Consider the following 19,567-nt stretch of genomic DNA (forward strand, 5'->3'; position numbering starts at 1 on the left):
GCACCATGCGCGGCTTTACCCTCGTTGAAATGCTGCTGGCGCTGGCGATCCTCGCCGCGCTGAGCGTGGCGGCAGTCAGCGTGCTGCAAAACGTCATTCGCGCGGATACGCTCACCAAAGAAAAAGCGCAGCAGATCCAGGCGCTGCAGCAGACCTTTAGCCAGATGGCCGCCGACTTCAACCAGATCGTTCCCCGCCGCGGGCGCAACGACGACGCCCTGTTCTCCGCCGGGCGCTTCCAGCTGGGCAGCGACGACTGGGCGATAGCCTTTAGCCGCAGCGGCTGGCCAAACCCGATGGGCATTTTGCCGCGCTCAGAGATCCAGAGCGTCAGCTACCGCCTGCGCCAGCAGCGGCTGGAGCGTCTGAGCTATGACCAGCAGGACCCGCTCACCGGCAGCCGGCCGACGACCTGGGTCCTGCAGCGCGACGTCGAGGCGTTCCGCCTGCGCTTTTACGCCAGCGGCCGCTGGCAGGATCGCTGGGAGTCCGCGCAAAATCTGCCGCAGGCGCTTGAGGTCACCTTAACGCTGAAGGGCTACGGCGACGTCACGCGCCTGTTTTTAGTTGCCCCCGGAGACCAGCCGTGAACGGCCGCCAGCGCGGCGTCGCGCTGCTGATGGTGCTGCTGATCCTCGCCCTGATGATGGTGCTGGCGAGCGCCATCACCGAAAGAACGGCGCGGATGTACCAGCAGACGGCCACCACCCTCGATAACCTGCAGGCCAAATGGTACGCGCTGGGCGCGGAGACGATGGTCGCCGCCCTGCTGCAGCGCGACGCGCTTGATTCGCCGAATCAAACCCATCTGGCGCAAAACTGGGCCCAGCAGGGACGCCGCTTTACGCTCGCAGACGGTGAGATTTACGCCAATATTACCGACGACCAGGCCTGCTTCAATCTGAACGCCATCAACCGCACCGCCGCCGATGAAAGCGAAGCGATCCCCGCCGCGGCGCGCGCCTTTACCCGCCTGCTGGAGAAGCTCGGCGCGGAGCCGCTGCGCGCCCTGCAGCTCACCGCCGCCCTGCGCGACTGGATCGATGCGGATAGCCAGCCGCTGCTTAACGGCGCGGAAGACGAGGTCTATATGGCGCAGTCGCCGGGCTACCTGACCGGCAACCAGAATATCCAGGACCTCAGCGAGCTGCACCTGCTCGCCGGGATGGACGCGGCGCTGTACCAGCGCCTGCTGCCCTACGTCTGCGCCCACCCGAACGACGCCCTGCAGATCAATATCAACACCCTGAAGCCGGCGCAGGCTGCCCTGCTGGCGGCGCTGTTCCCCGCCGATCTGAGCATTCAGCAGGCGCGCCAGCTGCTGAGCACCCGTCCGGCAAGCGGCTGGAACAGCGTCGCCGCGTTTTTAGCCCAGCAGGCGCTGCAGGACGCTGACACCACCGCCGTGCGTCCCTGGCTGACGGTCCACAGTGAACGCTTCGTCGCCTCGTTCACCGTGGTCATGGGCAGCGCGCGCTATCAGCAGCGCAGCCTCCTGCAGCGCGAAGGGCGCAGCTTCCGCGTTATCCAGCGACGTTATGGACTTTACAGAGTGGCCGATGAATAACGATAAAACGCCGCCGCGCGCGGCGCTCATTTTGCGCCTCGGCGCCCCTGACCGGCCGATCGCCTGGCGCCTGCTCTCGCCCGGACAGCCGGAGAGAGCCGGCGAATGGTCCGCCGGTGACGATGACCCGACGCTACGCGAGCTGGCGGCGCGCTATCCCGCCTGGGTATTGGTTCCGGCCAGCGACTGCGCTTTTCACAGCGTGACGCTGCCCGCCGGCCTGCGCCAGCGCCCGCAGCAGATCCTGCCCTTCCTGCTCGAAGAGCAGCTGGCAACCGACGTCGAGGAGGTTCATTTTGCGCTGCTCCGGCGGCAGAAAAATCTCTGCCACGTTGCCGCCCTGCAGCGGCAAAAAATGCGCGAGTGGCTCGCCCGCTGCGACGAGCTGGGGCTCGAGATCCTCGCCCTGACGCCGGATGCGCTGGCTCTCCCCTTCACTCCGGGCCGCTGGAGCGCGCTGCAGGTCGGCGAACAGTGGCTGATTCGCCATCAGGCCTGGGGCGGGATGGCGGCGGAAGCCGGCTGGCTGGCCGAGCTGCTCTCCCCCGGCGAGGAGCAGCCGCCGATCGACAGCTACTCTCCGCCCCCGCCGATCCCGGCGCCGTGGCGCGCGCTGGCGGCGCAGGATTTACTCCAGCTGGCGGCGGCGGATCCGGCGGCGCAGCGCATCTGCCTACGTCAGGGAGAGTTTGCGCCGAAGCGCCGCTGGCAGCCCGCCGGGCTACGCTGGCGTCCGGCGATGGTCGCTGCCGCCGCGCTGGCGCTGCTGTGGGGCACTAACGCCGTGCTCGATCATCTGGCGCTCGGCCAGCGGGCGGCCGCGGCTCAGCAGGCCAGCCGGGCGTTTTATCATCAGTGGTTTAAAACGGAGACCCGGGTGATTAACCCGCGGCTGCAGATGCAGCAGCATCTGCGCCAGCTTGAGCAGACGGCGGCGCATCCGCCGTCGGTCGTCACCATCAGCCTGGTGCAAAAGATCGTCGCCGAGACCCCGGGGATCCGCCTGCGGGCCCTGGCCTATGACGGCGCGCGCAACGCCCTGCAGCTCGACGTGTCGGCGGTATCGCCCCGGGCGCTGGAGCAGTTCACTCTCCGGGCGCAGCCCCATTTTCGCGTACGAACCGGCGAAATGAAGCCGCGAGCGGACGGCATTGAGGGGCGTCTCTCCCTGGAGGAAAACGATGCATAGCCTGCGTATTTTATGGCAGCAGCGCTCGCAGCGGGAGCAGCGCCTGCTGGTGGCGATGGCCCTCGCGCTGTTTGTCGGTATCGCGTACTACGCCTTCTGGCAGCCGTGGCTCGACCGCGAGCAGCAGTGGCGGCAAACCCTCGCCAAAGAGCAGGCCAGCCTGCGCTGGATGCAGCAGCAGGCTCCGCTCCTGCAGCAGCTAAGCCGCCAGCGGCCGGGCCCTGCGGCCACCGCCGAAGAGCCCTCGGCGGTCATCATGCGCGAGGCGGCCCGCCAGGCGCTGGCGATCGTCCGGCTGCAGCCGCAGGGGATGCGGGTCAACGTCACCCTCGAGGCCTGTACCTTTCAGGCCCTGATGTCATGGCTCGACGCCCTGGGCCGGCAGGGCATTCACGCCGCCTCCCTGGCCGTCACCGCGCATCCCCAGCGTCCCGGCTGGGTGACGGTGAATACGCTGATCCTCGAGCGTCGGCATGAGAAGTAAATCCGCCGTCGGACTGCTGCTCGGCGCCTGGCTGCTGTGGATGCTGCTCACCGCCCCCGCCAGGCTGCTGACCGCCGCGCTGCCGGCCGGGATCGGCATCGGCGAGCTTGCCGGCACCGTCTGGCAGGGCGAGGCCAGAGATATTGTCTGGCGCGGAGCCGGCCTCGCCCACCTGCGCTGGCGGCTGGCTTTCTCCGGCGCGCTTCCGGGCTGGCATATTTCGTTCAGCGATCCCAGCGGGCTGCGCGGCCAGGTCTGGCTGCAGGGGCTGAGCGCGCTGACCCTGCGCGATGGCCGCCTTATCGTCCCGGCCAGCGTGGCCGGTCGCGGGCTGGCGCAGGCCGGGTCGGTTGACGCCGAGGGCCTGATTACGCTGGAGATCGCCGAGGCGCGCTTCGGCCACGACGGCTGCCGGCAGATATCCGAGGGCCGCGCGCACTGGCAGGATGCGACGCTGAGCTCCCCCGCCGGCTCCCTGATGCTGGCCAGCGTCAGCGGCAAATTCAGCTGCACGCCCGCGGGCGCGCTGGCGCTGAACATTAGCCAGGACTCGCATCAGCTGAGCCTGAGCGGACAGGGCACCCTCGCGCCTGACGGCGGCTACGCGTTTCGCGGAACGCTACAGAGCCGGCAGTCAACGCCGACGCTGCTCGCGGCGCTTATCGCCCAGAGCGGCCGCAAGGATGAACATGGACGCACGCCCTGGCAGCTGCAGGGAAAATGGTCACCACCGGAGAAACCATGACGCTATTTGCCGCATTTTCACTGCAGTTCCCTCTGATATGGGGCGGTTTTTTGTTTATTTTCGGTCTGTGCTTCGGCAGCTTTTTTAACGTCGTTATCTACCGGCTGCCGCTGATGTTAATGGCCGAGGAGGGCCAGGCGCGGCTTAGCCTGAGCTTTCCGCCGTCGTTCTGCCCGCAGTGCCGCCAGCCCGTCGCCTGGCGGGATAACGTCCCGCTGTTCAGCTTCCTGCTGCTGAAGGGGCGCTCCCGCTGCTGCGCGCGGCCGATTTCACGCCGCTATCCGCTGACCGAGCTCTTCTGCGGGCTGCTGTTTGTGCTCGCCGGGTACCTGCTGACTCCGGGTTTCGCGCTGCTGGGCGGGCTGGGGCTGCTCTCCACCCTGCTGGTGCTGGCGCTCATCGACGCCAGGACGCAGCTGCTCCCCGATTGCCTGACGCTGCCGCTGCTGTGGGCCGGGCTGCTGTTTAATCTCAACGCCACCTTCGTGCCGCTGACGGAGGCGGTTATCGGCGCGATGGCAGGCTACCTGTCGCTCTGGGCGGTGTACTGGGTATTTCGGCTGCTGACCGGCAGGGAGGCGCTGGGGTACGGTGATTTTAAGCTGCTGGCGGCGCTCGGCGCATGGTCCGGCTGGCAGGCGCTGCCCAATACGCTGCTGCTGGCCTCGGCCAGCGGGCTTATCTGCACCCTGGTGCTGCGGCGGCTGACCCACCAGCCGCTGGATCGGCCGCTGGCCTTCGGTCCCTGGCTGGCGCTGGCCGGCGGCGGCCTGTTCCTGTGGGCCCAGGCGGCATAGCCCGGGCTCAGTTCGACCCCGGCGGCGCATACTTTTTGGTGCGCCGGGTCGCCGCGGCGTTTGCCGGATCGTCCGGCCAGACGTGTTTGGGGTAGCGTCCCTTCATCTCTTTTTGCACTTCCCGATAGGCCCCCTGCCAGAAGGCGCTGAGATCGCGGGTGATCTGCAGCGGGCGCTGGGCGGGCGACAGCAGCTCCAGCACCAGCGCCATCCGGCCCTGGGCAATGGTCGGGGTCGTCGCTTCGCCAAACATCTCCTGCATACGCACCGCCAGCGCCGGCGGGTTTTCCTCGTGGTAGCGAATGGCGATCCGGCTGCCGGTCGGCACGACGTAGTGGGTTGGCAGCTCGCTATCGAGCTTCTGGCGCAGCGGCCACGGCAGCCAGTTCTGCAGCGCCTGGCGAATATCCAGTGCCCGGAGCGCGCGCAGCGAGTGCACGCCGCCCATTTGCGGCAGCAGCCACGCCTCCAGCGTTGCCAGCAGCGAGGCCTCATCCACCGCCGGCCATGCCTCCTCCGGCAGCCACTGCGCCGCGCAGTGCAGCCGCAGACGGAGCTGCTCCGCCTCCGCCGTCCAGTTCAGCACGCTGAGGCCCTTATCGCGAATGCCGTTGAGCATCGCCCGGTGCAGCTCCTCTTCCGACGGCTTTGCCAGCGGCTGAGTTTTGATCACCAGCTGGCCGATACAGGTGCGGCGCCAGGCCTTCAGCGTTCCCTGGGCCTCATCCCACTCCACGGTATCGGAGCGCTGGGCCAGATCCGGCAGCTGCTCCAGCAGCGCGGTAACGTCCAGCGGCTGCGCAAGTAAGATGCGCGCATCCGGCGACGCGCTCCCCTGCAGCAGCAGAGGCGCAATCAGCCACTCATGGCGCCCAAGCGCGTCATCGGCGTTAAGCATCGCCCCCATGCCGTTTGCCAGCTGATAGCGCCCCTCCTGGCCGCGTCGGCGGGCGATGCGGTCGGCAAAGGCCGGTGCCAGCAGCGCCTCCACGCGCTGGGCATCGGGATGGCCCGCCCGGCCGCCGAGGCGCTTCAGCAGCTGCTGCGCCCGCTGCTGCCAGCCAGGCTGCTGGCGGGCAAACGCCGAGCCAAGATCGCTATTCGCGCCGCGCGGCGGCTCTTCGAGGATCGCCGCCAGCTTAGCCGCCGTTGCCGCCGCATCGGGAGAGTCCGCCGCGGTCAGCATGGCCGCAAGGCGCGGATCGTTGCCCAGCGCGGCCATTTTACGCCCGCGCGCCGACAGCCTGCCGCCCTCCAGCGCAGAGAGCGCCGTCAGCAGACGCCGGGCCGCTGCCAGATTGATCTCCGGCGGCAGATCCAGCCAGCGGAGTTCGGCGGGATCGTGACATCCCCACTGCAGCAGCTCCAGCAGCAGCGACGACAGATCGCTTTGCAGGATCTCGGGGTCGCTCTGCGCCGCCGCGCGCTCCGCCTGCTCTTTGGCGATCAGGTGCAGGCAAATTCCGGGCTCCAGTCGCCCGGCGCGGCCGGCGCGCTGGGTCATGGAGGCCTGGCTGATGCGCTGGGTTATCAGGCGGGTTAAGCCGGTGCGGGCGTCAAAGCGGGCAACCCGCACCTGGGCGCTATCCACCACCAGTCGAATCCCCTCAATGGTCAGGCTGGTTTCGGCAATATTGGTCGCCAGCACCACCTTACGCGTCCCCTTCGCCGCCGGCAGAATCGCCTTTCGCTGCTCGCTCAGCGGCAGCGCCCCGTACAGAGGACAGATAGCCACATCGTCAGCCACCCGCCCGGCCAGCTGCTCCTGCACCCGCTGAATTTCGCCGACGCCGGGGAGAAACAGCAGCATCGACCCGCTCTCCTGGCGCAGCAGCTCGGCGGCGGCTATCGCCACCGCCTCATCAAAGCGCTGGTGCGCGGCGAGCGCCTGATAGCGCTTCTCCACCGGGAAGGCCCGGCCGGCGGAGGTAATCACCGGCGCCTGCGGCAACATCCGCTGCAGGCGATCGTTATCCAGCGTCGCCGACATAATCAGCAGCTTGAGATCGTCGCGCAGGCCCTGCTGCACGTCGAGCAGCAGGGCGAGGGCCAGATCCGCCTGCAGGCTGCGCTCGTGGAATTCATCGAGGATCACCAGACCCACGCCCGTCAGCTCGGGGTCGTGCTGGAGCGTGCGCGTCAGGATCCCCTCGGTGACCACTTCAATTCGGGTATTTGGTCCGACGCAGGTGTCCGCACGCATCCGGTAGCCCACGGTATCGCCCGGCTTCTCGCCCAGCAGTTCGGCCAGCCGCTGCGCCACGTTGCGCGCCGCCAGCCGGCGCGGTTCCAGCAGAATAATGCGCCCGTCGATCTGGCCCGCCGCGAGGATTTGCAGCGGCAGCCAGGTCGATTTACCGGCACCGGTTGGCGCATTGAGCAGCACCTGCGGCGCCTGCTGCAGAGCGGAGAGAAGTTCGGGGAGGACGGCGGCAACCGGCAATGAGGACACGAAAGGCTCCAGGGCTTAACATTCAAGGGCAGGCATTGTAGCATCACGCCTGACTTGTCGTCTTTCGCGTTGCAGATACGCTGCAGGTTGAAATTCATCGCACTGAAATGATTACCGGGTATTTATCATGTCCGAGCCGAAAAGGCTGTTTTTCGCCCTTGAACTGCCTGAAGAGGTGCAGCAGCGGATCGTCGACTGGCGCGCCCTGAGCTTCCCGGATGACGCCGGCAGGCCGGTAGCAAAAGCCAACCTGCACCTGACGCTGGCCTTTCTTGGCGAGGTCAGCGCGGATAAGCAGCGCGCGCTGGCGGCACAGGCGGGACGCATTCGCCAGCCCGGCTTTACGCTGACCCTCGACGATGCCGGACAGTGGCTGCGTTCGCGGGTGGTGTGGCTCGGTACGCGCCAGCCGCCGCGCGGCGTGCTGCAGCTGGCCGGTATGCTGCGCGCGCAGGCGGCCCGCAGCGGCTGCTATCAAAGCCCGCAGCCGTTCCATCCGCATATCACCCTGCTGCGCGACGCCCGCAGCGCGGTACCCATCCCGCCGCCCGGCTTCAGCTGGACGTTTGCGGTGCGCGAATTTGTACTTTATGAATCCAGCTTTGCCCGCGGACGTACCCGCTATACCGCGCTGGAACGTTACCCCTTCAACGAGGAGAGCTGATGCTGTTCACCCCACCGCTACGGTCCGCCGTTCTGATTAAACGTTACAAACGATTTCTGGCCGACGTGGTGACCCCCGACGGACGCGAGCTGACCCTGCACTGCCCGAACACCGGGGCGATGACCGGCTGCGCGACCCCCGGCGATACCGTCTGGTATTCCACCTCCGATAACGTGAAGCGCAAGTATGCCCATACCTGGGAATTAACCGAAACCCAGCAGGGCGCGACGATTTGCGTGAATACTTTACGCGCCAATACGCTGGCAAAAGAGGCGATACTGGCGGGTAATATTAGCGAGCTTTATGGCTATAACACGCTGAAAAGTGAAGTAAAATATGGCGGAGAGAACAGCCGCATCGATATTATGTTACAGGCAGAAGAACGACAAAACTGCTATATTGAAGTGAAATCGGTTACGTTAGCGGAGAAAGAGAGCGGTTATTTCCCCGATGCGGTCACCGAGCGCGGCCAGAAGCACCTGCGGGAGCTGATGGGCGTGGCGGCAGCCGGCGATCGGGCGGTGATTTTGTTCGCCGTGCTGCATTCGGCGATCGACCGTTTCTCTCCCGCTCACCACATTGATGCCAGATACGCACAGCTATTGATTGAAGCGCAAACCAAGGGGGTTGAAATTCTCGCATATAAAGCGGAACTTTCTACCGAGATGATGACTCTGAATAAGCCGATTACCGTGGTGTTAACTCCCGGTAAACAAACGGCTAAATAGTGTCCGGGTCGCGAGCGCAAATACGCTTTTCTTCACAGGGTTGTCAAGTGTAACGTTTAGATAATTGCTATCCGGAAAAGCATCTGCTATTTATAGCGGCCTGATTTTTCCCCCACCATGGGGATCGATAGTGCGTGTTAAGGAGAAGCAACATGCAAGAAGGGCAAAACCGTAAAACATCGTCCCTGAGTATTCTCGCCATCGCTGGGGTGGAGCCGTACCAAGAGAAGCCGGGCGAAGAGTATATGAACGAAGCCCAGCTAGCGCACTTCAAGCGTATTCTTGAAGCATGGCGTAATCAACTCAGGGATGAAGTGGATCGCACCGTAACACACATGCAGGATGAAGCTGCTAACTTCCCGGACCCGGTAGACCGTGCCGCTCAGGAAGAGGAGTTCAGCCTGGAGCTGCGTAACCGCGATCGCGAACGTAAACTCATCAAAAAGATCGAGAAAACACTGAAGAAAGTCGAAGACGAAGATTTCGGCTTTTGTGAATCCTGTGGCGTTGAGATCGGCATTCGCCGTCTGGAAGCGCGTCCGACCGCAGATCTGTGCATCGATTGCAAAACTCTGGCGGAAATTCGCGAAAAACAGATGGCTGGCTAATCCACTTCGCTATCGTATCTCCGGCGGGAGTTTCTCCCGCCTACATGCTCTATAGACCATGAATGACTCACGCTATACAGGCCGCTTTGCCCCCTCACCCTCCGGCGAACTCCATTTCGGCTCCCTGATTGCCGCACTCGGCAGCTATCTTCAGGCGCGGGCAAAAAACGGCATCTGGCACGTACGCATTGAAGATATCGACCCGCCGCGGGAAGTTCCCGGCGCTGCCGATACCATTCTGCGCCAGCTCGAGCGTTACGGGCTGCACTGGGATGGCGAAGTGCTGTGGCAGTCGCAGCGCCACGAAGCCTACCGGGAGCACCTTGCCTGGCTGTATGAGCAGGGGCTGTGCTATTACTGCACCTGCACCCGCGCGCGTATTCACGCCGCCGGCGGCATCTATGACGGCCACTGCCGCGACCTGCGGCTGCCGGCAGAGGGCGCCGCGCTGCGCATACGCCAGACGCGACCGGTGCTTGAGTTTTATGACCAGCTGCGCGGAACCCTGGTTGCCGACGAGCCTTTGGCGCGCGAAGATTTTATTATCCACCGCCGCGACGGCCTGTTCGCCTATAATCTTGCGGTGGTAGTGGACGATCGTTTCCAGGGCGTGAGTGAGATAGTCCGCGGCGCCGATCTTATTGAGCCTACGGTGCGGCAGATTTCGCTCTATCAGCACTTTGGCTGGCAGGCGCCGGATTACCTGCATCTGCCGCTGGCGCTGAACGCCGAGGGGAATAAACTCTCCAAACAAAATCATGCCCCGGCGCTGCCGGAAGGCGATCCGCGCCCGGAAATTATACGGGCGCTAATGTTTCTTAATCAGGACGTTGAGCAGGAATGGCGAGCCTTGAGTACCGATGATTTACTCAAGCAGGCGGTAGCGAACTGGAAACCCGAAAAAATCCAGCATTCTCAAATGGCTCCCGCTGAGCTATGATTAGCCGCAATTTTTACTCGTCGCCTTACACGTTGCCGCTGCGATAGCCGCATTTGTCCGCCCAGGTTACATAGCTTTCTATGCCACCGTGAGCCCACAAGCCTGTCGCCGTGCTGCAATCTGAAGCCCATAGAGTAGCTTTTTGGTCCTGAAGTCAGTCTGACACTACGAGGTGCAACATTTTTACCCGAGTCGCTAATTTTTGCCGTAAGGTGCTAAGCCGTGAGGAGCGCGAGGCAGAAGCCGCCGTCGAACAAACGCATATGACGGTTATCCCGCGCGAACAGCATGCAATTTCCCGCAAAGATATCAGTGATAATGCCCTCAAGGTGCTCTATCGACTGAACAAGGCGGGCTACGAAGCCTATCTCGTCGGCGGTGGCGTACGCGACCTCCTGCTTGGCAAGAAGCCGAAAGATTTCGACGTCACCACCAGCGCGACCCCGGATCAGGTACGTAAACTGTTCCGCAACTGCCGCCTGGTCGGCCGCCGTTTCCGCCTGGCTCACGTCATGTTCGGGCCGGAGATTATCGAAGTCGCCACCTTCCGTGGTCACCACGAAGGGCATACCACCGATCGCGTCACCTCGCAGCTCGGCCAGAACGGCATGCTGCTGCGCGACAACATCTTCGGCTCCATCGAAGAAGATGCCCAGCGCCGCGACTTCACCATTAACAGCCTTTACTACAGCGTTGCCGACTTTACCGTCCGCGATTACGTTGGCGGCATGAAGGATATGCAGGATGGCGTTATCCGCCTGATTGGCGATCCGGAAACCCGCTACCGCGAAGATCCGGTACGCATGCTGCGCGCGGTGCGCTTTGCCGCCAAGCTCAATATGAGCATCAGCGCGGAAAGCGCCGAGCCGATCCCACGCCTGGCGGCGCTGCTGCACGACGTGCCTCCGGCGCGTCTGTTTGAAGAAGTGCTCAAGCTGCTGCAGGCGGGCTACGGTTTTGATACCTATATGCTGCTGCGCGAATACAATCTGTTCCAGCCGCTGTTCCCGACCATCACCCGCTACTTTACCGAGCACGGCGATAGCCCGATGGAGCACATCATCACCCAGGTACTGAAGAACACCGATAACCGCATCCATAACGATATGCGCGTTAACCCGGCGTTCCTGTTTGCGGTGATGTTCTGGTATCCGCTGCTGGAAATGGCGCAGAAAATTACCCAGGAAAGCGGCCTGGCGTACAACGACGCCTTCCTGCTGGCGATGAACGACGTGCTGGACGAAGCCTGCCGTACGCTGGCGATTCCGAAGCGCATCACCACCCTGGTTCGCGATATCTGGCAGCTGCAGCTGCGGATGTCCCGCCGCCAGGGCAAACGCGCGTGGAAGCTGATGGAGCATCCAAAATTCCGCGCCGCGTACGATCTGCTTGAGCTGCGCGCCGGTGCCGAAAAGAACGGCGAGCTGCTGCGCCTGACCAAATGGTGGGGCGAGTTCCAGGTTGCACCACCGCCGGATCAAAAAGATATGCTTAACGAGCTCGATGAAGAGCCGGCGCCGCGCCGCCGTCATCGTCGTCCGCGTAAACGCGCCCCGCGCCCGGGCGGCGCATGACGCTCGCCTTTATCGCCCTCGGCAGCAATCTGGCCGCTCCTCTGGAGCAGGTTAATGCTGCCGTTGCCGCGCTGGCGGAGATCCCCAACAGCCGGATCGTCGCCGTCTCCTCTTTCTACCGCACGCCGCCGCTGGGGCCGCAGGATCAGCCTGACTACCTTAACGCCGCCGTCGCGCTGGAGACCGGGCTTACCGCAGAAGAGTTGCTGGATAATACCCAGCGCATCGAGCTGCAGCAGGGCCGCGAACGCAAGGCCGAACGCTGGGGTCCGCGCACGCTCGATCTCGATATCATGCTGTTTGGCGAGCAGGTTATCGACAGCGAGCGCCTGACGGTGCCGCATTACGATATGAAAAACCGCGGCTTTATGCTGTGGCCGCTGTTTGAGATTGCCCCCGAGCTCCATTTTCCTGACGGCGTCGCGTTACGCAGCGTACTGACCCAGCTCGCTGCCGATAAACCCGTTCTCTGGTAGTCCCCGCTGCCTTTAACAATTACGGCGATCGTGGTTATCGGTTGCCTAAAACCGTTGCCCCCTCCAGTGCTGCTGTTAGAATGCCGGTTAATATGACTTTCATCATCAGGAAACGTTATGAAACCGACCACTATCGCCCTGCTGCAGAAATGCAAACAGGAGAAGAAGCGCTTCGCCACCATCACCGCCTACGACTATAGCTTCGCAAAGCTGTTTGCCGATGAGGGCATCAACGTGATGCTGGTTGGCGATTCGCTGGGCATGACGGTACAGGGCCACGACTCCACGCTGCCGGTGACGGTTGAAGACATTGCCTACCACACCCGGGCAGTACGCCGCGGCGCTCCGGCCTGCCTGCTGCTCGCCGACCTGCCGTTTATGGCCTACGCCACGCCGGAACAGACCTTTGCCAATGCCGCCGTGGTGATGCGCGCGGGGGCGAATATGGTCAAAATCGAAGGCGGCGCGTGGCTGGCTGAGACCGTAAAAATGCTGACGGAACGGGCGGTGCCGGTTTGTGGTCACCTTGGCCTGACGCCGCAGTCGGTTAACGTTTTTGGCGGCTATAAGGTTCAGGGACGCGGCGATGCGGCCCAAACGCTGCTTGACGACGCGCTGGCGCTGGAAGCCGCAGGCGCGCAGCTGCTGGTGCTGGAGTGCGTGCCGGTGGCGCTGGCCCGGCGCGTGACCGACGCGTTGACCATCCCGGTGATCGGCATCGGCGCAGGCAACGTTACCGACGGGCAAATCCTCGTTATGCATGACGCCTTCGGCATCACCGGCGGCCATATCCCTAAATTCGCTAAAAATTTCCTCGCCGCAGCAGGCGACATACGCGCGGCGGTACGGCAGTATATTGCCGAAGTGGAGTCCGGCGTCTATCCGGGCGAAGAACACAGTTTCCATTAAGGAGTCTTGTTGTGCTGATTATTGAATCCCTGCCGCTGCTGCGTCAGCATATCCGCCGTTTACGTCAGGAAGGCAAGCGCATTGCGCTGGTCCCCACCATGGGCAACCTGCATGACGGTCATATGAAGCTGGTTGATGAAGCGAAAGCCAGCGCTGACGTCGTGGTGGTCAGCATTTTCGTTAACCCGATGCAGTTCGACCGCCCTGACGATTTGACGCGCTACCCGCGCACGCTGCAGGACGATTGCGAGAAGCTGAACAAACGCAAAGTGGACTTCGTATTCGCACCGGCTCCGGCGGAAATCTATCCGCACGGTACCGAAGGTCAGACCTACGTCGATGTTCCAGGCCTGTCGACCATGCTTGAAGGGGCCAGCCGTCCGGGCCACTTCCGCGGCGTCTCCACCATCGTCAGCAAACTGTTCAACCTGGTGCAGCCGGACGTTGCCTGCTTTGGCGAGAAGGACTTCCAGCAGCTGGCGCTGATCCGCAAGATGGTTGCCGACATGGGTTACGATATCGAGATTATCGGCGTACCGATTATCCGCGCCAAAGATGGCTTAGCGCTCAGTTCACGCAACGGCTACCTTACCGCTGATCAGCGCAAGATCGCCCCAGGGCTGTATAAAGTGCTGAATAGCGTGGCGGAAAAGCTGGCGGCCGGCGATCGTAATCTGGATGAAATGATTACCCTTGCCGGGCAGGAGCTGGACGAAAAGGGCTTCCGCTCCGACGATATTCAGATCCGCGATGCGGATACGCTGCTGGAGCTGACGGAAACCAGCCAACGGGCGGTGATCCTGATGGCAGCATGGCTCGGCCAGGCGCGTCTTATCGACAACAAAATCGTCGAGCTCGGCCTGTAGACAAAGGTTAAAAACCGGGCAATACTGCCCGGCATTTGCTCAAGCGGATGCGATATCCGCTTCGTTTTCGTCAGGTAGATACCCGCAATAGTTCGAGTGCAGCCAGCCTGTATGCCGCTTGAAGTATGACGGGAATAAAGGTAGACACTATGATTCGTAATATGCTGCAGGGCAAACTCCACCGCGTAAAAGTCACCCAGGCCGATCTGCACTATGAAGGCTCCTGCGCCATTGACCAGGATTTCCTTGATGCGTCCGGGATCCTCGAAAATGAGGCGATCCATCTCTGGAACGTGACTAACGGTAACCGCTTCACCACCTACGCCATCGCCGCCGAGCGCGGTTCCAGAATCATTTCCGTTAACGGCGCGGCGGCGCACTGCGCCAGCGTCGGCGATATTCTGATCATCGCCAGCTTCGTCACCATGAGCGATGAAGAAGCCCGCAGCTGGCGGCCAAAGGTTGCCTACTTTGAAGGCGACAACGAGATGAAGCGTCAGGCCAAAGCCATTCCGGTTCAGGTTGCCTGATAGCCCTGCGACGCCCTGCTCAGGACGGGCGTCGAGCTACCCCTGCGGCTGGTTGCTGATCAGCCGCGACATCGTCTCCAGCGAATCGGTGCGCAGAATATAGAGGCGCTTCAATAAGAACGGATTATCCCCCGGTTTCACCTTCCCTCTCACCGTGGTCACCGCCATATGAAAACCGGCGTCGTTCGCGGCCTTCACCGCCGTGGCGTTATAGCCGCCAAACGGATAGGAGAGATAGAGCACGTGCGGATTAAACTGCGTCAAGGCGCGGCGCGAGTGCTCAAAATCAAACAGGATATTGTGGTAGCTGCGGCTCAGCAGAATCGGACGATGCCCGCCGTCAACCCGATGCAGAAAGTGGGTATGCGACTGCACGTCAAAGACGTCCTGAATCTGCTTCAGCTCAGAAATACTCATAAACTGCAGTGACTTAGGCGCCCATTTCTGCGGATGGCGCTTAATGCGCGAGGAGATAATAAACGCCGTAGCGTGAAAGCCATACTGCTTGAGGATCGGCCATGCGTAGCGATTGACCGACTTCAGGCCGTCATCAAAGGTGATCGCCACCGAGCGCGCCGGCAGGTTGATCTTATTGCGCACGTAGCCTTCCAGCTGATACATGTTCAGGGTGGTGTAACCCTGGTCGCGCAGCCAGGTCATCTGGTTGCTGAAGGCGCGAACGGAGGTGGTGGTCGAGGTATGGCGAAAGCGGGTGTTCTCTTCATCACGCAGGATGTGGTGATAGGTCAGGATCGGAATGCCGTTATCCTGCTGGGAGTCGAGGCTACTGATCCACGCCAGGCGATTGCCGATGCGAATTTGAAACCAGGTCTGATTGAGCCGGTCTTTTAGCTTGCTGATTATCGGATAGCGTAAATTATCCGCCAGCGTGCCGAACGGCGCGCTGCCGCTGGAGGGGGCGTCGTAGACCGGGGTATCTTTCCAGGTGAGCAGGTTTTGATTGCTCAGCGGCTTATGCAAATCACCGAGGCTGTCCTCCACCCGCTGCTTGCCCTGCACCGGCTGCAGGTGGCCTTTATCGATAAAACCGGTACCAAAGCCAAAGCTGAACTCATAATAGTCGGCGGCGGTCGGCACGACGGCAATAATTTGCCCGGCGCGGATATTGCCGACGCTGACCACCTCATTGCCTATCTGCGCCCAGATAACCGCATCTTCAGCGGTTTGCATATAGCGCGCAGGCACGCCCTGTTGGCTTAACAGGCTGGCAGAGGCGCTGAGCGACGTCAGCACAAGGAGCAGAGCAAAGATTCGGGCAAACATCGACGTCTAACCGCTGGAAAGAAACTGCCGCCATTGTAACAAAAGCGGCATCAATACCAACGCCTAATTCCCGTACGCTTCATGCAGCAGGCGGAAAGGCGGATTTTTTTGCTGCTGGTGCCAGAGGCTGCTGACCGTCGGGCCTCCGGCGCTGACTATCGCCTCGCGAAACGCTTCGCTGCTCAGGCTCTCGCGCAGCAGATACATTCGCTCTAACAATGGATAGTCGATTCCGGAGATCACTTCGCAGTGGGTGTGCTTATGGCTCATCAGCGCCGCGACCCGATACGGCGCCGCGCCGGTTTCATCGGTCAGAAAGATCGCGCCATCGCCGCTGTCGACCGCGTGCAGCGCCTCGCACATCATCCGGCTCAGCATATTGCTGCTGAGATTGCGCCAGTAGTTCACCGCCCGACACTGCGTCAGCGGCCCATATCTTTTTTCCAGACGGCCCAGCAGCTCCTGCGCCTTCTCGTCATGACACGCAATAACCCAACCTAACATCGCCTACCTCCTTAGCAGGAGGCTAATTTAACAAGGGGAATGATTGATGTCGGTGATGGCAGTCAAGATTAGCCGATGGCGCTTCGCCTAATCGCTCAGCGAAGCGCCAATAACGGTCCGCTAGCTGCGCAGACCGCGTCCGCGCTGGATCAGAGACCAGCACAGCAGGTAGAACGCGACGATAAAGACCACCAGTACGCCAAAGGTGGTAATCAGCGGAACATCGTTGATACCGAGGAAGCCGTAGCGGAAGCCGCTGATCATGTAGACGATCGGGTTCAGATGCGACAGCGCCTGCCAGAACGGCGGCAGCAGGGTCAGAGAGTAGAATACCCCGCCGAGGTAGGTCAGCGGCGTCAGCACGAAGGTCGGGATCAGGCTGATATCGTCAAAGGTTTTGGCAAATACCGCGTTCAGCAGGCCCGCCAGCGAGAAGAGGATGGCCGTCAGGATCAGCGTCAGCCCAACGAACAGCCAGGAGTGAACCTGGAACGGGACGAAGAACAGCGAGATCGCGGTGACGAGGATCCCGACAAACAGCCCGCGCGCCACGCCGCCGCCAACGTAGCCGATGATAACCACGTGCGTCGGCACCGGCGCCACCAGCAGCTCCTCAATATTGCGCTGGAATTTCGCGCTGAAGAAAGAGGAGGCCACGTTGGCGTAGGCGTTGGTGATCACCGCCATCATAATCAGGCCCGGCACGATAAACTGCATATAGGTAAAACCGTGCATTTCGCCGATGCGCGAACCGATCAGGTTGCCAAAAATGACGAAATAGAGCGTCATGGTGATCACCGGCGGCACCAGCGTCTGGATCCAGATACGCATAAAACGGTGGATCTCTTTGGCCCAGATGCTTTTCAGCGCGACCCAGTACAGCTGCATCATGCTGATTCTCCTTTCCTGTCATGTACCAGCGTGACAAACAGCTCTTCCAGGCGGTTGGCTTTGTTACGCATGCTTAAAACCTGAACGCCCTGCGCGCTCAGCTGAGAAAATACGCTGTTGATCCCCTGCTCGCGCAGCACTTCAACTTCCAGAGTCGAGGTATCCACCAGCCGATACTGATAGCCTTCGAGCACCGGCAGCGGGCTTTTCGGCGCCAGATCGAGAATAAAGGTTTCCGATTTTAGCTTCGCCAGCAGCGCCTTCATGGAGGTGTTCTCCACCAGCTCGCCGCGCTGAATAATGCCGATATTGCGGCACAGCATCTCCGCCTCTTCCAGGTAGTGGGTGGTGAGGATAATGGTGGTGCCTTTATCGTTCAAATCCTTGAGGAAGCCCCACATCGAACGGCGGAGTTCGATATCCACGCCCGCGGTTGGTTCATCGAGGATCAGCAATTTCGGCTCGTGCATCAGGGCGCGGGCGATCATCAGACGGCGCTTCATGCCGCCGGATAGCATCCGCGCGCGCTCGCCGCGCTTTTCCCATAGATCGAGCTGTTTCAGGTATTTTTCGCTGCGTATCACCGCTTCTTTACGCTCAACGCCGTAGTAGCCCGCCTGGTTGACGACGATCTGCTGCACGGTTTCGAAGGGGTTAAAGTTAAACTCCTGCGGCACCAGGCCGAGCTGGCGCTTGGCGTTAACCACGTCCTTCTGCAGGTCGTAGCCAAAGACGTTGACCTGGCCTGAGGTTTTATTGACCAGCGAGCTGATAATGCCAATCGTGGTGGATTTACCCGCGCCGTTCGGGCCCAGCAGCGCATAAAAGTCGCCTGCCTCAACCTGCAGGTCGATCCCCCGCAGCGCCTGAACCCCGCCGGGGTAGGTTTTTGTAAGCTGTTTTAGTTCCAGAGCAATGGTCATTAAATGTCTCTTCTCGTGTCGTGACACGCGATGGGTTGTTTTAAAAAACGTGAGGTTAACCTATATTAGCGCAACGCACTTACCTGGTTATAGGCCGTGAACGTCCATGAACGATATAGATACACTCATCAGCAACAATGCACTATGGTCAAAAATGCTGGTGGAAGAAGACCCCGGTTTTTTTGCAACCTTGTCTCAGGCGCAAAAACCGCGCTTTCTGTGGATTGGATGTTCTGATAGCCGCGTACCCGCTGAGCGGTTAACGGGCCTGGAGCCTGGCGAACTGTTTGTACACCGCAACGTTGCCAACCTGGTGATTCATACCGACCTGAACTGTCTTTCCGTGGTGCAGTACGCCGTTGATGTGCTGGAGGTCGAGCATATTATCATCTGCGGCCACTACGGCTGCGGCGGCGTGCAGGCGGCGATTGAAAACACCGAGCTGGGCCTTATCGACAACTGGCTGCTGCATATTCGCGATATCTGGTTTAAACACAGTTCGCTGCTGGGCGAGATGCCCGAAGAGCGTCGCCTTGATACGCTGTGCGAGCTGAACGTGATGGAGCAGGTCTATAACCTGGGTCACTCAACGATTATGCGCTCGGCGTGGAAACGCGGGCAGAAGGTGACGATCCACGGCTGGGCCTACGGCATTCACGATGGCCTGCTGCGCGATCTTGACGTGACCGCCGTCAGCCGCGAAACCCTCGAACAGCGCTACCGTCACGGCATTTCCAACCTCAAAATCAAGCACGTCAACCACAAGTAGCCGACGCGCTTCCCACATCCGGACAGGCGGCCCGCGCCGGATAAACCCGGCGGCATGCTGCTTAGCCGGGCACCGCGCAACGGCTCACCTACGTCCTACTCGTCCAGCAGCACCACTTTGCCTACGTACGGCAGATGGCGATAGCGCTGGGCGTAATCAATACCGTAACCGACAACGAACTCGTCCGGGATAGCAAAGCCGACAAACTCAACCGGTACGCTCACTTCGCGACGGCTCGGCTTATCCAGCAGCGTACAGATGGCCAGCGATTTCGGCTCGCGCAGGCTGAGGATCTCACGCACTTTAGAGAGCGTGTTGCCGGAGTCGATGATGTCTTCCACGATCAGGACATCTTTACCGCGAATGTCTTCGTCCAGATCCTTGAGGATTTTAACGTCGCGGGTCGTGGACATGCCGCTGCCGTAGCTGGAAGCGGTCATAAAATCGACTTCATGCGGCACCTGAACTTCACGGCACAGGTCGGCCATAAACATAAATGAGCCGCGCAGCAGCCCCACCAGCACCATTTCGCTGCCGCTGTCTTTGTAGCATTCGTTGATTTGACGACCCAGTTCGGCGATACGCGCTTTGATCTCGGCTTCCGGGATCATCACTTCTACAGTATGTTTCATTAAACTAACCACTTGATTCTTAATGTAAATCATCA

The 19,567-nt window shown here is 61.5% G+C and carries 22 protein-coding genes; 16 read left to right on the forward strand and 6 right to left on the reverse strand.

Annotation, left to right across the window (positions count from 1 at the left end; genetic code table 11):
* Positions 1-5 precede the first annotated feature (5 nt).
* From gspJ to MMW58_RS24140, 6 genes are read left to right on the forward strand one after another with little or no spacing between them, the layout of a single operon-like run.
* Positions 6-590 carry a type II secretion system minor pseudopilin GspJ gene (gene gspJ / locus MMW58_RS24115; RefSeq protein ID WP_241723778.1) on the forward strand — a complete coding sequence of 195 codons (585 nt, stop codon included), beginning with the start codon at positions 6-8 and terminating at the stop codon, positions 588-590.
* On the forward strand, positions 587-1,567 hold the full coding sequence (gene gspK / locus MMW58_RS24120) for a type II secretion system minor pseudopilin GspK (RefSeq protein WP_241722261.1): 981 nt from the start codon (positions 587-589) through the stop codon (positions 1,565-1,567). The genes gspJ and gspK overlap by 4 nt, the downstream gene beginning before the upstream one ends.
* Complete coding sequence (gspL, locus tag MMW58_RS24125) at positions 1,560-2,756, forward strand: type II secretion system protein GspL (protein ID WP_241722262.1); 1,197 nt, start codon at positions 1,560-1,562, stop codon at positions 2,754-2,756. Before gspK ends, gspL begins: the two co-directional genes overlap by 8 nt.
* On the forward strand, positions 2,749-3,240 hold the full coding sequence (gene gspM, locus MMW58_RS24130; RefSeq protein WP_241722263.1) for a type II secretion system protein GspM: 492 nt from the start codon (positions 2,749-2,751) through the stop codon (positions 3,238-3,240). The genes gspL and gspM overlap by 8 nt, the downstream gene beginning before the upstream one ends.
* The gene (locus MMW58_RS24135; RefSeq protein ID WP_241722264.1) at positions 3,230-3,985 is read left to right on the forward strand and encodes a type II secretion system protein N; all 756 of its coding nucleotides are present in this window, start codon (positions 3,230-3,232) and stop codon (positions 3,983-3,985) included. The genes gspM and MMW58_RS24135 overlap by 11 nt, the downstream gene beginning before the upstream one ends.
* Positions 3,982-4,782 carry a prepilin peptidase gene (locus tag MMW58_RS24140; RefSeq protein ID WP_241722265.1) on the forward strand — a complete coding sequence of 267 codons (801 nt, stop codon included), beginning with the start codon at positions 3,982-3,984 and terminating at the stop codon, positions 4,780-4,782. Before MMW58_RS24135 ends, MMW58_RS24140 begins: the two co-directional genes overlap by 4 nt.
* Positions 4,783-4,789: 7 nt before the next feature.
* Here MMW58_RS24140 and hrpB read toward each other — a convergent pair whose 3' ends face one another.
* Positions 4,790-7,234 carry an ATP-dependent helicase HrpB gene (hrpB, locus tag MMW58_RS24145; RefSeq protein WP_241722266.1) on the reverse strand — a complete coding sequence of 815 codons (2,445 nt, stop codon included), beginning with the start codon at positions 7,232-7,234 and terminating at the stop codon, positions 4,790-4,792.
* Between the two features lie 127 nt (positions 7,235-7,361).
* Between hrpB and thpR the strand changes: the two genes are divergently transcribed.
* The 9 genes from thpR to panD all read left to right on the forward strand — a co-directional run bounded on the left by thpR (position 7,362) and on the right by panD (position 14,529).
* Positions 7,362-7,898, forward strand: a complete 537-nt coding sequence (gene thpR / locus MMW58_RS24150; protein ID WP_045859802.1) for an RNA 2',3'-cyclic phosphodiesterase — start codon at positions 7,362-7,364, stop codon at positions 7,896-7,898.
* Positions 7,898-8,626 (forward strand): DNA/RNA nuclease SfsA, encoded by a 729-nt coding sequence (gene sfsA / locus MMW58_RS24155; RefSeq protein ID WP_241722267.1) that lies wholly within the window; start codon positions 7,898-7,900, stop codon positions 8,624-8,626. The genes thpR and sfsA overlap by 1 nt, the downstream gene beginning before the upstream one ends.
* A 152-nt stretch (positions 8,627-8,778) precedes the next feature.
* Positions 8,779-9,234 carry an RNA polymerase-binding protein DksA gene (gene dksA / locus MMW58_RS24160; RefSeq protein ID WP_007373199.1) on the forward strand — a complete coding sequence of 152 codons (456 nt, stop codon included), beginning with the start codon at positions 8,779-8,781 and terminating at the stop codon, positions 9,232-9,234.
* Positions 9,235-9,292: 58 nt separating this feature from the next.
* On the forward strand, positions 9,293-10,174 hold the full coding sequence (gene gluQRS, locus MMW58_RS24165) for a tRNA glutamyl-Q(34) synthetase GluQRS (RefSeq protein WP_241722268.1): 882 nt from the start codon (positions 9,293-9,295) through the stop codon (positions 10,172-10,174).
* 179 nt (positions 10,175-10,353) lie between these two features.
* Positions 10,354-11,748, forward strand: coding sequence for a polynucleotide adenylyltransferase PcnB (pcnB, locus tag MMW58_RS24170; RefSeq protein ID WP_133600627.1), 1,395 nt, complete (start codon positions 10,354-10,356; stop codon positions 11,746-11,748).
* Positions 11,745-12,224 (forward strand): 2-amino-4-hydroxy-6-hydroxymethyldihydropteridine diphosphokinase, encoded by a 480-nt coding sequence (gene folK / locus MMW58_RS24175; RefSeq protein WP_159237414.1) that lies wholly within the window; start codon positions 11,745-11,747, stop codon positions 12,222-12,224. The genes pcnB and folK overlap by 4 nt, the downstream gene beginning before the upstream one ends.
* Positions 12,225-12,341: 117 nt before the next feature.
* Positions 12,342-13,133 (forward strand): 3-methyl-2-oxobutanoate hydroxymethyltransferase, encoded by a 792-nt coding sequence (gene panB, locus MMW58_RS24180; RefSeq protein ID WP_241722269.1) that lies wholly within the window; start codon positions 12,342-12,344, stop codon positions 13,131-13,133.
* 11 nt (positions 13,134-13,144) lie between these two features.
* Positions 13,145-13,999 (forward strand): pantoate--beta-alanine ligase, encoded by an 855-nt coding sequence (panC, locus tag MMW58_RS24185; protein ID WP_041144089.1) that lies wholly within the window; start codon positions 13,145-13,147, stop codon positions 13,997-13,999.
* Between the two features lie 149 nt (positions 14,000-14,148).
* Positions 14,149-14,529: an aspartate 1-decarboxylase gene (gene panD, locus MMW58_RS24190; RefSeq protein ID WP_095103716.1), complete on the forward strand. Its 381-nt coding sequence runs from the start codon at positions 14,149-14,151 to the stop codon at positions 14,527-14,529.
* A 36-nt stretch (positions 14,530-14,565) separates the two neighbouring features.
* Here panD and MMW58_RS24195 read toward each other — a convergent pair whose 3' ends face one another.
* The 4 genes from MMW58_RS24195 to MMW58_RS24210 all read right to left on the reverse strand — a co-directional run bounded on the left by MMW58_RS24195 (position 14,566) and on the right by MMW58_RS24210 (position 18,131).
* Positions 14,566-15,813 (reverse strand): polysaccharide deacetylase family protein, encoded by a 1,248-nt coding sequence (locus MMW58_RS24195; protein WP_241722270.1) that lies wholly within the window; start codon positions 15,811-15,813, stop codon positions 14,566-14,568.
* 63 nt (positions 15,814-15,876) lie between these two features.
* Complete coding sequence (locus MMW58_RS24200) at positions 15,877-16,317, reverse strand: PTS sugar transporter subunit IIA (protein WP_133600631.1); 441 nt, start codon at positions 16,315-16,317, stop codon at positions 15,877-15,879.
* Positions 16,318-16,437: 120 nt separating this feature from the next.
* Positions 16,438-17,208, reverse strand: coding sequence for an ABC transporter permease (locus MMW58_RS24205; protein WP_045859825.1), 771 nt, complete (start codon positions 17,206-17,208; stop codon positions 16,438-16,440).
* Complete coding sequence (locus MMW58_RS24210) at positions 17,205-18,131, reverse strand: ABC transporter ATP-binding protein (RefSeq protein ID WP_041144085.1); 927 nt, start codon at positions 18,129-18,131, stop codon at positions 17,205-17,207. Before MMW58_RS24210 ends, MMW58_RS24205 begins: the two co-directional genes overlap by 4 nt.
* 106 nt (positions 18,132-18,237) lie before the next feature.
* Here MMW58_RS24210 and can point away from each other — a divergent pair, with 106 nt between their 5' ends.
* On the forward strand, positions 18,238-18,900 hold the full coding sequence (gene can, locus MMW58_RS24215) for a carbonate dehydratase (protein WP_045859826.1): 663 nt from the start codon (positions 18,238-18,240) through the stop codon (positions 18,898-18,900).
* Positions 18,901-18,995: 95 nt separating this feature from the next.
* Here the strand turns inward: can and hpt are convergent, their stop codons facing one another.
* Entirely contained in the window at positions 18,996-19,532 is a 537-nt protein-coding gene (hpt, locus tag MMW58_RS24220) for a hypoxanthine phosphoribosyltransferase (protein ID WP_041147520.1), read from the reverse strand.
* Positions 19,533-19,567: the final 35 nt, after the last annotated feature.

The sequence above is a fragment of the Klebsiella sp. HC6 genome, from assembly GCF_022605325.1.
GTDB classification, from domain to species: Bacteria; Pseudomonadota; Gammaproteobacteria; order Enterobacterales; family Enterobacteriaceae; genus Klebsiella; species Klebsiella terrigena.

Bases quoted from the DNA above. Each gene is read 5' to 3' on its own strand.
- sfsA (WP_241722267.1), top strand. From the start codon at position 7,898: ATGCTGTTCACCCCACCGCTACGGTCCGCCGTTCTGATTAAACGTTAC.
- MMW58_RS24200 (WP_133600631.1), bottom strand. From the start codon at position 16,317: ATGTTAGGTTGGGTTATTGCGTGTCATGACGAGAAGGCGCAGGAGCTG.
- gluQRS (WP_241722268.1), top strand. From the start codon at position 9,293: ATGAATGACTCACGCTATACAGGCCGCTTTGCCCCCTCACCCTCCGGC.
- MMW58_RS24210 (WP_041144085.1), bottom strand. From the start codon at position 18,131: ATGACCATTGCTCTGGAACTAAAACAGCTTACAAAAACCTACCCCGGC.
- can (WP_045859826.1), top strand. From the start codon at position 18,238: ATGAACGATATAGATACACTCATCAGCAACAATGCACTATGGTCAAAA.
- MMW58_RS24205 (WP_045859825.1), bottom strand. From the start codon at position 17,208: ATGATGCAGCTGTACTGGGTCGCGCTGAAAAGCATCTGGGCCAAAGAG.
- panD (WP_095103716.1), top strand. From the start codon at position 14,149: ATGATTCGTAATATGCTGCAGGGCAAACTCCACCGCGTAAAAGTCACC.
- thpR (WP_045859802.1), top strand. From the start codon at position 7,362: ATGTCCGAGCCGAAAAGGCTGTTTTTCGCCCTTGAACTGCCTGAAGAG.
- MMW58_RS24135 (WP_241722264.1), top strand. From the start codon at position 3,230: ATGAGAAGTAAATCCGCCGTCGGACTGCTGCTCGGCGCCTGGCTGCTG.
- folK (WP_159237414.1), top strand. From the start codon at position 11,745: ATGACGCTCGCCTTTATCGCCCTCGGCAGCAATCTGGCCGCTCCTCTG.
- hpt (WP_041147520.1), bottom strand. From the start codon at position 19,532: ATGAAACATACTGTAGAAGTGATGATCCCGGAAGCCGAGATCAAAGCG.
- gspL (WP_241722262.1), top strand. From the start codon at position 1,560: ATGAATAACGATAAAACGCCGCCGCGCGCGGCGCTCATTTTGCGCCTC.
- gspM (WP_241722263.1), top strand. From the start codon at position 2,749: ATGCATAGCCTGCGTATTTTATGGCAGCAGCGCTCGCAGCGGGAGCAG.
- panB (WP_241722269.1), top strand. From the start codon at position 12,342: ATGAAACCGACCACTATCGCCCTGCTGCAGAAATGCAAACAGGAGAAG.
- MMW58_RS24195 (WP_241722270.1), bottom strand. From the start codon at position 15,813: ATGTTTGCCCGAATCTTTGCTCTGCTCCTTGTGCTGACGTCGCTCAGC.
- gspJ (WP_241723778.1), top strand. From the start codon at position 6: ATGCGCGGCTTTACCCTCGTTGAAATGCTGCTGGCGCTGGCGATCCTC.
- MMW58_RS24140 (WP_241722265.1), top strand. From the start codon at position 3,982: ATGACGCTATTTGCCGCATTTTCACTGCAGTTCCCTCTGATATGGGGC.
- dksA (WP_007373199.1), top strand. From the start codon at position 8,779: ATGCAAGAAGGGCAAAACCGTAAAACATCGTCCCTGAGTATTCTCGCC.